General features: G+C 37.8%; 15 protein-coding genes and 1 pseudogene. 13 read left to right on the plus strand and 3 right to left on the minus strand.

The genetic code is table 11. The features are described 5' to 3' along the window. Positions 1 to 69 precede the first annotated feature (69 nt). The 12 genes and pseudogenes from FGS84_RS10190 to FGS84_RS10240 form a co-directional block, all read left to right on the plus strand. Positions 70 to 417 (plus strand): annotated as a pseudogene (locus FGS84_RS10190) (transposase); the annotation flags it as partial. Positions 418 to 775: 358 nt separating this feature from the next. Further along, a complete protein-coding gene (locus FGS84_RS30780) occupies positions 776 to 982 on the plus strand; it encodes a hypothetical protein (protein ID WP_038292822.1) in 207 nt (68 codons plus the stop codon). 399 nt (positions 983 to 1,381) lie between these two features. Further along, positions 1,382 to 2,743 carry a hypothetical protein gene (locus FGS84_RS10195; RefSeq protein ID WP_002595391.1) on the plus strand — a complete coding sequence of 454 codons (1,362 nt, stop codon included), beginning with the start codon at positions 1,382 to 1,384 and terminating at the stop codon, positions 2,741 to 2,743. Positions 2,744 to 2,837: 94 nt separating this feature from the next. Further along, on the plus strand, positions 2,838 to 3,983 hold the full coding sequence (locus tag FGS84_RS10200; RefSeq protein ID WP_002595392.1) for an SH3 domain-containing protein: 1,146 nt from the start codon (positions 2,838 to 2,840) through the stop codon (positions 3,981 to 3,983). Between the two features lie 234 nt (positions 3,984 to 4,217). Further along, positions 4,218 to 4,688 (plus strand): hypothetical protein, encoded by a 471-nt coding sequence (locus FGS84_RS10205; RefSeq protein WP_002595393.1) that lies wholly within the window; start codon positions 4,218 to 4,220, stop codon positions 4,686 to 4,688. 198 nt (positions 4,689 to 4,886) lie between these two features. After that, positions 4,887 to 5,498, plus strand: a complete 612-nt coding sequence (locus tag FGS84_RS10210; protein ID WP_118077532.1) for an RNA polymerase sigma factor — start codon at positions 4,887 to 4,889, stop codon at positions 5,496 to 5,498. Next, positions 5,491 to 6,276, plus strand: a complete 786-nt coding sequence (locus FGS84_RS10215; RefSeq protein ID WP_002595395.1) for a hypothetical protein — start codon at positions 5,491 to 5,493, stop codon at positions 6,274 to 6,276. Before FGS84_RS10210 ends, FGS84_RS10215 begins: the two co-directional genes overlap by 8 nt. 398 nt (positions 6,277 to 6,674) lie before the next feature. Then, positions 6,675 to 8,222: a radical SAM protein gene (locus FGS84_RS10220; RefSeq protein ID WP_002595396.1), complete on the plus strand. Its 1,548-nt coding sequence runs from the start codon at positions 6,675 to 6,677 to the stop codon at positions 8,220 to 8,222. Positions 8,223 to 8,242: 20 nt separating this feature from the next. Then, positions 8,243 to 8,470: a hypothetical protein gene (locus FGS84_RS10225; RefSeq protein WP_002595397.1), complete on the plus strand. Its 228-nt coding sequence runs from the start codon at positions 8,243 to 8,245 to the stop codon at positions 8,468 to 8,470. Positions 8,471 to 8,649: 179 nt separating this feature from the next. Continuing rightward, on the plus strand, positions 8,650 to 10,464 hold the full coding sequence (locus FGS84_RS10230) for an ABC transporter ATP-binding protein (protein ID WP_002595398.1): 1,815 nt from the start codon (positions 8,650 to 8,652) through the stop codon (positions 10,462 to 10,464). Between the two features lie 85 nt (positions 10,465 to 10,549). Beyond that, positions 10,550 to 11,062: a VanZ family protein gene (locus FGS84_RS10235; RefSeq protein WP_242828602.1), complete on the plus strand. Its 513-nt coding sequence runs from the start codon at positions 10,550 to 10,552 to the stop codon at positions 11,060 to 11,062. Positions 11,063 to 11,968: 906 nt separating this feature from the next. Continuing rightward, positions 11,969 to 12,391: a hypothetical protein gene (locus tag FGS84_RS10240; RefSeq protein WP_002595400.1), complete on the plus strand. Its 423-nt coding sequence runs from the start codon at positions 11,969 to 11,971 to the stop codon at positions 12,389 to 12,391. Positions 12,392 to 12,398: 7 nt separating this feature from the next. Here FGS84_RS10240 and FGS84_RS31445 read toward each other — a convergent pair whose 3' ends face one another. The 3 genes from FGS84_RS31445 to FGS84_RS31460 form a co-directional block, all read right to left on the minus strand. After that, entirely contained in the window at positions 12,399 to 12,902 is a 504-nt protein-coding gene (locus tag FGS84_RS31445) for a helix-turn-helix domain-containing protein (protein WP_243129938.1), read from the minus strand. Continuing rightward, positions 12,872 to 13,243 (minus strand): hypothetical protein, encoded by a 372-nt coding sequence (locus tag FGS84_RS31450; RefSeq protein ID WP_243129942.1) that lies wholly within the window; start codon positions 13,241 to 13,243, stop codon positions 12,872 to 12,874. Before FGS84_RS31450 ends, FGS84_RS31445 begins: the two co-directional genes overlap by 31 nt. A 167-nt stretch (positions 13,244 to 13,410) precedes the next feature. After that, on the minus strand, positions 13,411 to 13,848 hold the full coding sequence (locus FGS84_RS31460) for a recombinase family protein (RefSeq protein WP_242828603.1): 438 nt from the start codon (positions 13,846 to 13,848) through the stop codon (positions 13,411 to 13,413). A 251-nt stretch (positions 13,849 to 14,099) separates the two neighbouring features. On the opposite strand from FGS84_RS31460, the gene FGS84_RS10250 reads away from it, so the two are divergent. Then, a partial coding sequence (locus FGS84_RS10250) for a hypothetical protein (protein WP_347563819.1) occupies positions 14,100 to 14,480 on the plus strand: 381 nt, incomplete at its 3' end.

Genomic DNA, 14,480 nt, shown 5'->3' on the forward strand with positions numbered 1-14,480 from the left:
TCAGATGGTTGACGGTACTGACGTCCCGGTACAGGTATCATTTAATGTAACGGATGTTCAGGAAGGAGAATCCGGTTCTATTGCGGTAGAGGAAGAATGGAAAACTTCATCAAGGAAGGAAAAAGTGGTTTTGATTTTGCTTTGGTCAGCAGTTCCTCAAAGGTAGTAAATGCAAACCGCCTGCAGGTTCATGTGCTGGCATATAACTTATTCAATTGGTTCAGACGGCTGGCACTGGCTGCCGGAATGCGGAAACAGCGAATAGATACCATCCGTTTAAAACTGCTGAAGATTGCTGCAAAAGTGGTAAAATCAGCAAGAAATAAATATTTCAAGCTGTGCAGCAGTTGTCCCTACAAGAAGGAATTCTATGAGACACTGGAACATATCCGGAATCTGCATCCACAGTTGGAATAGCAATTGTTAGCGAACCTTGACCTCCTCCCAGATGCTCCCATTTTCTGCAATAGGGAAAGTCTGCCCTTTTTTAGCTGTAATTCTGCCAAATGAGGTATTGTAGGTGAGTTCAAGGCAGTGGCAGCATGTTAAATATCAAAAACGTACCGCTGTGAATAATTCAGGATTAACTTTTTTAAACCCTAAAAGTATAATCTTTTTTGCATCATTCATGCCCCAGTTTATTGTTAAAGAGAATTCATATATTACAAATCATAATATTGGGTACAACATATTTAATGATAGGTTTAATTAATGATTTCACATATAGTTTCTGTGCAGACAAAATAGCTGGTTTTTTAGGGAATCATTCCAAACGATGGATTGGACGAATTGGCGGTGTGGCGATGATTTGTACAGCATTGACAATATTGGTAAAGAGTATTGGTGTATAGCATCCGGCGATATGGAAATGGTTCCGTTTATAATTATTATGGTGTGGTTAAAGAAAATCTGGGATATTACAGCTCTGTTGGCGGCGTTAATATCGGGATTTAAGAAGACCTTGAATTTACATACTGCTTGAATGATTTTTACAACCGTATTCTACGATATATGATTAATTCATGAATGATGATGGTACAGGCCCGCTCCACACGGCGTTATTTTGCCTGGTAGCGGGCCGCCTTTGTTATTGTTATCTTCTATAATGTATGGTGTCTGTGGCCGGAAGATATAACTTAGATAGATGCTATAGTCTTGATACTAATGTAGCCATTACAAAAATTGTACATGCCTAACTCAGTACAAATTGATAAATTTATAAATATATGTTATTATATTACTATAAGTAATAGATATACAACAAGTTTTGTCACTGTTTTGTCACTGGAAGAAAGGAATAATTTAGAATATAATCATAGTTACAATTAAAAATATGGTGGTTCTTTTCAGACGTTGAATTTGCTATATAAAGGGAGATTAGATGAATAGAGAATTTATGAGAAGAAAAATACTGATAGCTGGTGTTTGTGCAACTTACTTAATAGCAGGCTGTTCGCAAAATAAAGTGAATAACGATTCAGATACAGCACAGCCTCCCATAAATTCGGATATGGACACACCATCAACCTTATCCGAAGAAAAGAATTTAGCAGACATTGAAACCATGCTAACCTCTTCACCTCAAGATGCAGTGGAACCAGGACATGCAGAAGAGAGTATTACCGATGGTTATTCTTCCAATAATGGGCTTACAGAATTAATATTGCTCCCCGAACACCCTGTCTTAAGCAAAGTACCGTTCTTTGCTGTGAGCTTAGGTGATGTATTATCTGGAGATTCGTATACGGAATCATACTCGGCAAAATCAGAACATGGATATCTGCATTTTTTCGAGGACACAGGAATTACTTATATTACGGGGGAGCCAAGCGGCACCATGGATAATAGTGTAAAAAGAATTCGTGGTGTTATTATCACCGATGAAACATACAAATTTTCTTGTGGCTTAAAAGTTGGAATGACTGTTTCAGAACTAATGGATATGCCGGTTTTATTTAATGATAGTTCATTAGTAACTATGATGAATTATTCTTATCTTCCTTTAGTAAAAGATAAGATGGATTGTGATAATATTTATATAACGTCCATCGTTATGGAAAGAGGAAAAGATTATACCTATCAGGGGCTTGTCTACTCATATATAAAGTGTCAACTTCTGGCTTTTGTTAAAGATAGCAGAGTGATTGCTGTTTCTGTTGATGATGCAGTAGGCAACCTACATGATTTTTCAATCACAGAACTTTTTGTCCCTGAACACCCTCTTTTTAATGACAAGTTCTTCCAATTTGTTTCAATGAAAGAACTTGAAGAGGAGTTTCCTGATTTTCAATATAGGGGGACGCACGAAGGGACAAATGCCACAACTACTTACTATTATACGCCTGGAATGGAGTATGCAACACTTGGGGGGATGGACGGGGGTGTGACTGCAATTTTAATTACGGATGGAACATACTCCCTGGGGTGCGGTTTGCAGGTGGGGAGTGATGAATCTGAAATACAGAAATTATGTTATCCTGACGTTGAAGAGTGGTTTCCAGGTGGTGATTCCATGTCGGTCGTAGATATCTGGAATGCCGAGGAGGTAAACAGTATTTTCCATAGTATAGACTATGATAAAATATATGCCATATCCATGTTAAACTTTAATCCCTTTGAATTTAGAAAGCAATATAGAGATTTGGGCTATGAAAAACAGGCAGAATTATTTAGCGGTGGTCAAAGTTCGATGTTGATTTATGTGAAAGGTGGGAAAATAGTGGCGCTTGGTACCAGTTTTTAATAAGAAAATATTTTGATTTTGTTTCTATTTTTTGGATTATTGCCTTATTTCAAGATACAAGCGCTTGAAAAAATAATCCGAAGGAGGAAACAATATGAGTTTTCAGAGTGATTTAAAATCCCGAATAGAGGAGTACACAGAATTTAGTGTTTACGGCGAAAAAATTCAGCTTCCCTATTTCATTTCCAACACGCAGGTAGTCCCACCGGTATATGGCGGTAAAAACACACCTGCACTGATTCGATCCTATATTATGGCTGGGCTGCCGGCTGGTTCTACAAAGGCCCAAATTGAGACATTTGTTAATGATAGCAACAATAAGCCCAAAACAGGAATAGACTGCTCCGGTTTTGCTTACTATACGGTTAATGAGGCATCTGGAGGAGCGCTTATGGCCGTCTTTGGGAGCAGTTACGCAAATGGAGTAAAGGCTTCCACTCTGACTAATACAGCATATGGTACTAAGTGCACAAAAGCGGCTGATATAGTACCAGGGTGCCTTATGAGTTCAGATAGTAGCGGCCATGTCCTGGTGATTTACGGAGTATCTTATGGCTCTGATGGGCGGGTAAATCGAATTGATTATGCTCATTCAAATGGCTCAAAGGGACCACACCTTGGATATATCATTATCGGTGATCCAAATGCGGACTTGAAAGCAAGTTCTCAGACTTGGTATGATATTGCATACACCGATGTACAGGCCAGAAGTTTATACGATTATACCATTCGTTTGGACTGCCTTTCCGGTGGTGTGGAACCTATTGATGAAATTCCGGTAAGCGCCAATTTGACGGTTCAGGGAACGGACGTAAACGTAAGGACTAACCCCAGTACCAGTGCTTCAATTGTAACGAAACTGAGCACCGGTGAGTCTATTCAGGCTACCGGACGAGTTCTGATTGATGGGGAGCCCTGGTTCCATATCTCCACTGGTTGGATTAGCGGAGCATATGTTCAGGGCTGGGTGAAAGATTATAACGATAACAACCGGTGGTGGTACGTGCAGAGAGGTTATTCCTACCCAGTCAGCACATGGATGACCGTTGGAGGAAAGGATTACTGTTTTGGAAAAGACGGTTATCTGTTTGTTGAGTGCTACATCAAATCCGAGGATAAGGAAAAATACTACTGGGTAGATGATGATGGCGTCTATTTACAGCAGTATGATGCCGATGTTCCTGATGCTGGGTATAGAGTGGTTTACAATTACAAAACGGAAAATGCTTATCAGGGATAAAAACTATAAGCAGTTTTAGCAGTTCAATAACCTTAAAAGCGGCCTGGAAAGTACAGGCCGCCTTTGGTTATAATGTTAGAAACAGCACTTGGACAGACAGCCTAAGGATTTTAAGCGAAAAGGATTTACAACCGCACTATTCATGGAGGGAAAGCAGAAGGTTATTATTTGCCATGTCTTACAGTATTAGATGCTGTAATGATGTTATAAGTTTGAGTAGAGAGGTGAAAGAATATGATAATTGTAAATGAGAAGGTTACTAAAATAATACTGATAATTACAGCTTTTTTTGTTCTTATAATGAATATACTGGGTCAGCTGTTTTGGGAAAATATTATTATTTCTAAAGAGCTGCTTTTGTTTTTTACCATAACTACACTGATTAGTCAACTTGCGTTATTAATTTTAATGGGGAACAAGCTGCTGTTGAAAATAGGATTTTATTACTGGATATATGTTTTAATAATGAATGTGGCAATGACGGTATATTTTTTTTACTTTTCTGTCAGTATCATCAAAACAATTTCTGGTTTTTTTCTTGTTTTTCGTAAATATACATATTGGCTGTTTTCTACTACTGATCTTCTTTACCTTCCAGGTTTAAATACACAGGGTGGAATATTGTCAAGTAAAAACCTGCTCTCATATTCAGTTATTATCGTTTTATATAGAATAAAAATTAGAAAAGCTGCTACTGATAAATAATCTGTGGTAGCTTTTTCGGTTAAATTAATTCTGCAGTGAGTCCAGAGCCTGTAGCTACAGAATCATAACGGAGGTTTCCCACTAAAACTAAAAAATAGCAGAAGATAATAACTAAAAAATACATAAAATCGAACCACAATACAATTATGTGGCTCTTATATAGTAGATGCATCATAAAAAATGGAAAGGAATCAAATAATGGAGGCCAAGACAAGAATTTTGGTTGAGCGCATGACCAGAGACGATGAAGAAGCATTCGATGAATTATATCAATCTTATTCTGTCAAATTGTTCCGTATGGCGTATTTTATTACAGGTAATCGAAGTGACAGTGAAGATATTCTGCAGGAGACATTTATAAAATGTTATCTTCATAGAAAGAAATTGAAGCAACCAGAGTACTTTGAATCCTGGCTATATCAGATTATGGTAAGAACCGCTTGGAGAGCCAATCGTAAGAAAAAAGGAAAAATGAAAGAATTCTCTTTTGAGGAAATTCTAAATGATGACAGTAATATTCGATTTGCAGAATCAATTCAGAAAGGGGATGCGATTGGTCCACTAGAAAAGATACTGGAAAACGAAATTGCTACTGAATTACATCGGGCCGTTAATTGTCTGGACTGGAAGTATCGAACCGTAATTCTTTTGTATTATTACAATGACTTAAGTATCAAGGAGATTGCATGTGTAACAGGTACGCTAGAGGGAACGGTAAAATCTCGTCTTCACAGTGCGAGAGTTCTCCTGCGGAAACAGCTTGATTCAGATTATAGAAAGTCAGAGAAAGGTAGTATGTGCCATGAGTGAAAATTGGGATAGAGAATTAAAGAAACTTATTCGAAACGATGTCGAAGGCATAGATCTTGAAGAACTTACTCAAAATAAGTTACTCGAAAAAATTCATAGTCGCATAGAAGTAAGGAAAAAAATTATGAAAATATCAAATAAAAGAGTGATTATTGCAATGGTGACAGCAGCAATGATGATAGGAACTTTTACAGTAATGGCAGCGGGGAATATCGTTGGTTTAATTAGTCAGACCGACAGGAAAAATGATATTCTTACTGTTGAAAAGCTTGAAAAGATTGCAGAGGAGCGTTTAGAAAAAGACTTGATAATTCCTGAAAGTCTTACGGATGGAAGTGCATTTGCAAATGGGCAGGTTAGTGATATGCAGGGGGTCGATGAAAAGAAAAATGTTATGGTTTCCTATCCAGAAGTCTATATTATATATGGTGATGAGGGAGATGGCGGTATTACCCTAAGTATTAGTAAATTTTTAGAGCAATTCCCTGAAGGTGCAATTAGCTACGATTTGGAAGAAGAATATAGAGGTATAAATCTTCAAGTAAAAGTAGAACAATATTTGTTTCTTCCACCAAATAAAGAGCCAAGTGAATCTGATAAGGCTTTATCAGCGGAAGGTAAACTTTTTATAGGTTTTGGCAGTTCTGAAGAAGAGCGTAAGGTATTTAAGAACGTGTCCTGGATAAAAGATGACCTTCAATATAAATTATTTACCTATAGTAATAAAAGTCTGGAGGAAATGGTTTCTCTTGCTAAAGGTATCGTTGATGGAGACTAAAAACTAATGTAGAAAAACAGGCAAGATTTGTGCTTTCGTCTATGGCATATATAGTGATGGCACAAAATTGGCATTTTTTTGTCACTTTAATCTGTTAATGATTTGATGTAATATAAAAGCATCATAAGAGATACTTGATGCATGTTTTTATTCAATAAAAAATATGAGGAATCCCCCCACCTCTACAGGTGGAGGGAGGAATCGCTAGTAACAAGCTTAACAGTAGAAGTCGATCCCCCACCGACATGAGGTCAAGACTATCCGGCAAACGGATAAGATGTTACAAAGCGGCATGTTATTTTGAGCGATATAAGAGCTTCGAATTTGAAGGAAATAAAAGTAAAAAAGCCACTTGTATTTTCTCAAAGATACTTTATAAATTATGAAAGGAAAAAGTAATGGAAGAATATCGTAAAACTATTGAAAAAGTGAAATCTAATGGCAATTGGTTCAGGCAAGGTAAAACGTTTCGGACAAGTCAATATTTCTATTTTTTGGATACTGGAACTGGTAAGGTATATAAAGTGAACGAAAATGTATTTCGTGTTTTAGATTGTCTGTTTAAAACAAACTCTTTTGATAATTTGTATAGTATCAATATGCCAAAGAAAGATATTAAAAATGCTCTTGAGGAGATTTGCAGTGGCATCGACAAGCAGAATCTATTTTCGGCACCATTACTTACATTTAATAACATTGCCGGGCAGAATCTTGCGTTGGAAGACAATCTGACAAAGGATATGAATTCGATTACTCTTGAATTAACTGAAAGATGTAATTTAAGATGTAAATATTGTGTATATAGTGAAACAAATAATGATTACCGAACCTTTGGTATAAAAGACATGACTTTCGAGACTGCTCAAAAGGCAATTGACTTCCTTATGGAACATTCTTCTGAAGATAAGAGAGTTTTCATTGGATTATATGGTGGAGAGCCTTTATTACGCTTTCCTTTAGTAAAACAGGTTATTGCGTATGTTCAGAAAAGATATTCTCAACGTGATGTTTATTATTCTATGACAAGTAATATGACATTAATGACAGAGGAGATAGCAAATTTCCTGGTTAGCATAAAAAATATGTCTGTTGTAGCGAGTATCGATGGTCCAGAAGAAATACATGATATGCAAAGAACTTATTTAAATGGAGCTGGTTCTTTTTCCGATGCGATAAGAGGTCTTAATACTTATATTAGAATAAAGCAGTCCTCACCGAATAAGGATATCCCAATTGCATTTAGTGTTGTTGTACAAGCACCCTACACTAAAGAAAAATTTGAAAAGATAAATAGCTTTTTCAAACCATTAAAGCTGCAATATCCATGCAGTGTTTTAATTTCTTATGTATCGACTACATCGACACCAGAAGAGTATGTACCGATTAATAAACGACCTGAAAATATCTGGACAGATGACGTAGAACCAGATTATGCCTACGATCCTATAGATGTGTGGACATTGCATAATCTGGACACAAAAAATTTCTCGTTTGACTATTTTAGACGGAATGCGTTATTAGAGATACATAAGAGAACTATCTGTGATTTGCCTATTAATACTTATCCGTTAAATGGCTGTTGTGTTCCGGGGGCCCGGCGGTTGTATGTAACAACTACCGGAGATTTTCTTCCATGTGAGCGAGTAGGTACTCAATTACCATTAGGTAATGTTAATGAAGGTTTGAATATTGATTACATAAAAAAGCATTACATTGATGAGTTTATTAAACAGGAAATTAAATATTGTGGAGAGTGCTGGGCAATTAATGTATGTAACAACTGTTATATGAATTGCTTTGGCGCAGAGGGCATGGACTTTTCTCATAGGCATAGAATGTGTAGAAATACTAGAAAACGATTATCAGAAAGTCTCTCTATATATCATGAGGTTATGACACTCCATCCCGAAATTATTAATGATTTAAATGCCGTGGTAATTGAATAAAAAGATTAGGAGGAACATATATGGAATTAATCAATCCGTTTGGAAGAAACCTTAATGATTCAATACAGCCTCGCGCATGCTATTGTGCGTCTGATGGTGGTAGTGCAGCCGACAATTTTGTTGATGGGAAAGGTAGTGATAGCTGCGCTAATTGTGGTTGCTATTGCGATACACTTTTAGGTAAACCATATAACACCGCTTCATATAAGTCAGTTGCAACTGGTACAGATCGTATATCTGAATTATAAGATATTACGAATTATTGAGAGATTATCTGATATGTTTTTAAAACCATAATACGGTAATAATTTCGGGATGCATAACCTTATGAGATGTTATTTTCTTATAATTTATAAAAACTTAGTAAATATTATATAATGATTTAATGCTCTTTTGAACAGAAACATTAAATAAGGGTATAAATTTTATGGTAAGCAAATTCAAAAACATTTTCAAATATATAAAAGATTATATTTCAGTTATTGCTTGGTGCCTCCCATTTTCATGGAATGCATCTCATTTTTATACTATTTTACGTATAAGTGGCGCAGTAATTCTACCATTACTTACAGTAATAACAACTTTTATCGGAAAATGCATTATTGATATACTTGCTATTTCAACAAAAGAAGCAACTATTGGCAAATCATTATTAACTCTTCTTCTTACTCTTTTGACGGTAACAATATTACGTAAAGTTATTCAAAGTGTAGTACAGTATAGTCAGTCAATGCATGGTGAGTTAATCAATGGAAATATTTCATTAATGATTATGGATAGGTCTTTAAATGCTGATCTTGAATATTTTGATAACCCTCAATTTAATGATAAATTATTATCTGTAAATCAGGATTCCTATGTCATTCCCAATATTTTGTGGAATGTCATTTCTGCTATAAGTGCAACCATATCTTTTATATGCGTATTCATAGTTTTATGTCAAGCTAATATAGTCTATGGTGTAATATTAATTGCATCTGCAGTACCATCTTCATTAGTAGCTGCCAAATATACTAGATTATTGTATAATTTAAGCTTGGAACAAATCAATGGTACACGACAAATGAGTTATGCACAAAGCATAGCAACTGATAAAAATTATGCGCAAGATATTCGATTGTTCAATTTCGGCAATTGGCTAAAAACGCGTTACAGAAATATTTGGCATGTATTTCTAATGGAAAGACGTAATATGAACCGCAAACGATCCTTTGTAACTGGACTATTAGAATGCCTACCAGAAATAATTATTACGTTAATTAGCATAGATATTGCATTTAAAATACTTAATGGAAAAGCAACTATTGGAGATTATGCATTATACACTGGATTAATGGGGCAATTATGGAATGCTATAAACTCATTATCATCTTCAGCAGTAGAAATATATGGAAATAGATTAAAAATAGAAAATATGAAATCATTAGATAAATTTAAAAACAAAATTATTGATAGTGGTACATATAGGTTACATGAAGTACGTTCTATCAACTTCAAGGAGGTTAGCTTTTCATATCCTGGCACCAATCGTCTCGCCTTAAATGCAGTAAGTTTTGAAATATACAAAGAAGAAAAAGTCGCATTTGTTGGCGTGAATGGATCAGGTAAGTCAACTCTAATTAAATTACTATTGCGTATGTATGAACCAGATAGTGGCACTATCTACATTAATGGTCTAAATATTCAACAATATAAAATTACCGAGCTACGAGCTAATTTTAGTGTATATTTTCAGGAAATGTTAAATTATGGATTCTCATTAAGAGAGAACTTTATAATTACAGATACTGGTCAAATACCATCGGATGCCAACATAAAATCAGCTTTGAAAAATGCTTCTTTTGAAGATCTGGCTGAACGCTCTTCCAAACATCTTGATGCTACTCTTATGCGTTTTTTTGATACAGATGGTATTGAACTCTCTGGTGGCCAATTTCAGAAATTAGCTTTAGCCCGAGTTTTATATCGTAGAAATACGGTATTTATACTGGACGAACCATCATCAAACCTAGATCCAATTGCTGAAAAAAATATATTTAAATCACTAGAAACAATAACAGCAAATAAAATGACTATATTCACTTCGCATCAATTATCAAATGTATATTTAGCAAGCCGAATTATTGTATTAGAAAACGGGGAAGTCATTGAAGATGGGACGCATGCAGACCTTTTGAAAAACAATCAACGTTACGCTGAACTATTCCATTATAAACAAGAAAGGTATAATTCAGCAAATTAACTGCAAAAGACTTTGAAACTAATTTATATATAATCGGGAGCATGTTATAATGTTGTCAGTAAAGATACGATAGGGGGGGCATATATTGAAAAAGGAATATTCTTTGTTGCATAATTTATTGTTATATTCTGTCTTGATTTTTTATGTGATTATTTTGTTCTTGCTACTGTTTATGAAGAGATATTCATTTCGTTCAATAAACATGATTCCATTTCATACCATAAATAGCTACTTACTTGATGATGATATAATTCGCCATAGTTTTTCATTTATCAATATAGCAGGGAATATCGTTTTATTCATACCATTAGGTGGATACATTACCTTATTTAATCATGATAAAAGACTTTATAAAAACCTTTTGTTTGTTATCATATTCAGTGTTATTGTTGAAATCATACAATATGCTTTTAGAGTAGGTGTATCTGATATTGATGATGTGATTTTAAATGGCCTGGGTGGATTAATCGGTATACTAATATATAAAGGATTACTGCTGATATTGAAGGATAAAAGGAAGGTTAGACATACTGTTGCAGTATTTGCTCCTATAGTTGCAATTGTATTCTTTGTTACGTTATTCATCTTCAACGCTTAATTAGATTTATAAATTAAGAAGCAAAGGGACACAAGAATTTTATTACAGGCTCCTTATTAAAATGTCAATGTAATGACTAATCCCAATGATGATAGCATGGTACATGAGTCTACAGATTGTATGTGGTTTAGTATTAAATAGTCCACTATAATAATATGGTAACGAAGATAATGTCACTCGCCTTTTTCAGGGAGTGGCATTATTGAAATAGATGGGAGAATATATGGAATATATTATACAGGTCAAAGGGCTAAAAAAAGTGTATAGGCAGGGAGATATAAAGTAAACGCTCAATAGCCTGTACCTTGCAAATCACAAGGTCGCTGTTATTTGCGCCCCTGTGATTCCTGTGGTGCGCCTTGCGGCGCACGTTTCTAACGGGTGAAAGTCGTGTGTTCTGCAAGCTGTTATCAGCTTGCCAGTGAAAGTCTGGTCAAGGTAATCGCCAGTGAGCCTTGTAGCGAGCCTCCAATGCTTTTGGGCGACCAATTGTGTTGAAGCGAGGTATGCCTGTGAGAAACAGGTGTAAAATAGCAGTCCGTAACATAAAGTGAATCCTGTAGCATCGTTACGTTAACCCTGCAAAGGGACAAAAGGGAGTCGAGTCACTGACTTTCTGACGAAGACCATGGAAGATGTGCAGATACTGGAATACAGCATTGAAGAACCCTTCGGTGTAGAGGGAGCGGAATGTTATGAAAGTTGATAACGGAACAGAAGAGATTTCATACCATCATATAACCACAAGTATGTAATCGGAGATATAAGCAGGCATGCGAAGTTCTTCGAAATGTGGTATGAGAAGTCGGAGGAGCCCATAGTATCTATGAACTATTGGCAAGAGAAACAATAGGAGAAAAGGGGCTCTGCTTTAATCAGGATTAACGGGAAGGTAAGGGATAGTGCATGCCAAATATTGGACAACAACACTCAATAGAAAAGTCACGACAACTTCAACGTAATCTATACCTGACAGCCAAAAAAGATAAGCGGCGCAGGTTTCATGCGCTGTATGACCGTATCTTTCGCCTGGATATTTTGTGGCGGGCATGGAAAGAAGTACGAGCAAACAAGGGAAGTGCTGGGATAGATGGCATCACCTTTGATATGATTGAGGAATACGGAGTAGAGGAATACTTGCTGGATATTCAAGAGGATTTGCAGAATAAAAAATACAGACCTAAACCGGTAAAAAGAGTATACATTCCAAAACCGGACGGAAAACAAAGACCATTGGGGATACCCACGGTGACTTCATACTGCACACCTCCCAACGATGTTTTGGAATGCTGCCTCCAGCTATACGGAAGGCAGCTGGTTTCAGGGTAAAGAAAACCTATGTATAAAGAGCTTTTATTGATTCCAGATTGGTATCATCGATCAATACCTCCCAAGGCCACCCGGGATGCTGCTTTTTGGCGGGGATCTTTCCCGCAGAGATGCCATAATAGATCTTTCCGGTGGATATGCCCAGCAGGCTGGCGGCTTCAGCAACAGAGATGCCTTGACGGTTTCTCTGGTAAGGGCCGGAAATAGCATGCTTGTAACGGATCCATCTGACACCGGCATAAGTGAAGTTTTTTCCTTCCGGGGTGGTCAGGCCGTCCTGGTTCAGACAGTCGGCAATCTCGTAATCATCCATGGATGAAGCGAGATCACGGATGATGGTGATGGTATCATCCGTGTGCCGCCTGCGGTCCGCGCAGGGGAGGGGATTTTTTAAGGATAAGTGTTCGACTCTGCCGCTGCGGAAACGGATGCCTATTGAAAAATCAGGTTTTTTTTCTGACAGGACGGTGATATCTTCGATCAGGACACGTATAATGCGCTTCTTCTCCACTGGTGTTGAAGAGGGTGCGTTCCAGATCTCAGGGATCCTGCGGGCAAGGTCCAGGATGTCCTTTTCCTCTTCTTCGGAAGGGACCCAGTTTTTTTTGAACGGTATGCAGCGTAATCCTGCTTTGCTTTTTCCAGATCCTTGAGCTTCTGGTCCCAATTCGCTTCCAGGGAACGGACAACGAGCCGGTTTTCCGGATCTGCAAGCATGAACTGCCTTTCTGCACGGTCTGCTTCGTACTGTGCCCGTTCGACTGCAAGGAGCCATTGCTTATCCGACATCCTGTCCGTGTCATTGATACTGTGCATCACCTTCAGGGAGATCTCCAGTTCCGAAGGCTTCATAATGGAGAGGATCTTATCGGATACAGCCTGGTCGAGGGGAACGGCAGGGACGGAGGAACAGGTGGCCTTGCTGCCGTGTTCCCAGCGGCCGACGCATTCGTACAGGGGGCGTATGCCGCCATTCCCGGTATAACGGACAGTCATGCGGCGGCCACACTTGCCGCAGATCAGGAGTCCCGGGAGGAGGGCGGCGCCTTCGCGCGCCGGTCGCAGAGCTCTGTGTTTGTCTGGTTGGAGCAGAGCTGTTTTTGGTTCGCTTCGAAATCGTCCCAGGAGATATAGGCCTGGTGATGCCCGGGAATGAATACCCTCCATTCTTCCTTGTCAGGGAGACGGACGGGATGGTGTTCGAAATGGCCGTCAGCATTTACGGTTTTATTGTCCCGGTAACGGCCATACACATATGCGCCAGTATAGGCAGGGTTATGTATGACGGAAAGGACACGGCTGTGGGTCAGCGTCCCCCAGGTGAGCTTTCCATCCCATGCACCGCCATAGGCGCGTTTAGGAAATAGGATGCTGTTTTCTGCGAAATACCGCACAACGCCGTAGGCGCTCCCAGAGGTACGGAAAACACTAAACAGGGTGGAGACCGCATGCTGCACTTCCTCATCCGGATCTATGATAGTCCTGCCGTTGGGGTCATAGTTTATTGTACTGTATACACATACCAAATAGACCAGTGTAAGAAATATAAGATTCAGAGATTGATAAAGCAATTGTTATGTGATATTATTACTATTGGTAATATATATATAACATATAAATGTCTCTGTTTTGTCACTAGAGAAAAGGAGTGATACAGAGTATAATAATTTTTAATGACACAAATTCAGGCAAAGACGAGGAGGACGCTATGATAAAAAAAGTAAATAAACTTTTGGTAATTGTAATAATTGCAGTGGCAAGCATCATTGAAGTTGGTTGTACCCAAAGTAAAAACGATAATTTCAAAACAGGCGGCAGTGAACAATCTATGGAAAGCACAGTAGACGAAGGTGAAATATCTATCACAAATGAAAGTGACACAATTTCTACCGGAGGGGAGGAAGGAATCGAGCAAGAAGCAGTTGTTGAATCAGAAACGGAGGGGGCAGAGCAAAAGAGAGAAAGCATCGCAATAGAAACAGCACCAGTGACTAGGGATGATACTATTTTATATGGAAGTATCAAAACGATAGACGGTTTTCAGATGGTTGACGGTACTGACGTCCCGGTACAGGTATCATTTAATGTT

This window comes from Clostridium sp. 1001271st1 H5 (assembly GCF_005845215.1).
In the GTDB taxonomy this organism is placed as follows: Bacteria; Bacillota; Clostridia; order Lachnospirales; family Lachnospiraceae; genus Enterocloster.

Excerpts from the sequence above, each read along its gene's own strand:
- FGS84_RS30780 (WP_038292822.1), top strand. The coding sequence starts at position 776 with ATGGATTGGACGAATTGGCGGTGTGGCGATGATTTGTACAGCATTGAC.
- FGS84_RS10195 (WP_002595391.1), top strand. The coding sequence starts at position 1,382 with ATGAATAGAGAATTTATGAGAAGAAAAATACTGATAGCTGGTGTTTGT.
- FGS84_RS10200 (WP_002595392.1), top strand. The coding sequence starts at position 2,838 with ATGAGTTTTCAGAGTGATTTAAAATCCCGAATAGAGGAGTACACAGAA.
- FGS84_RS10205 (WP_002595393.1), top strand. The coding sequence starts at position 4,218 with ATGATAATTGTAAATGAGAAGGTTACTAAAATAATACTGATAATTACA.
- FGS84_RS10210 (WP_118077532.1), top strand. The coding sequence starts at position 4,887 with ATGGAGGCCAAGACAAGAATTTTGGTTGAGCGCATGACCAGAGACGAT.
- FGS84_RS10215 (WP_002595395.1), top strand. The coding sequence starts at position 5,491 with ATGAGTGAAAATTGGGATAGAGAATTAAAGAAACTTATTCGAAACGAT.
- FGS84_RS10220 (WP_002595396.1), top strand. The coding sequence starts at position 6,675 with ATGGAAGAATATCGTAAAACTATTGAAAAAGTGAAATCTAATGGCAAT.
- FGS84_RS10225 (WP_002595397.1), top strand. The coding sequence starts at position 8,243 with ATGGAATTAATCAATCCGTTTGGAAGAAACCTTAATGATTCAATACAG.
- FGS84_RS10230 (WP_002595398.1), top strand. The coding sequence starts at position 8,650 with ATGGTAAGCAAATTCAAAAACATTTTCAAATATATAAAAGATTATATT.
- FGS84_RS10240 (WP_002595400.1), top strand. The coding sequence starts at position 11,969 with ATGCCAAATATTGGACAACAACACTCAATAGAAAAGTCACGACAACTT.
- FGS84_RS31450 (WP_243129942.1), bottom strand. The coding sequence starts at position 13,243 with ATGAAGCCTTCGGAACTGGAGATCTCCCTGAAGGTGATGCACAGTATC.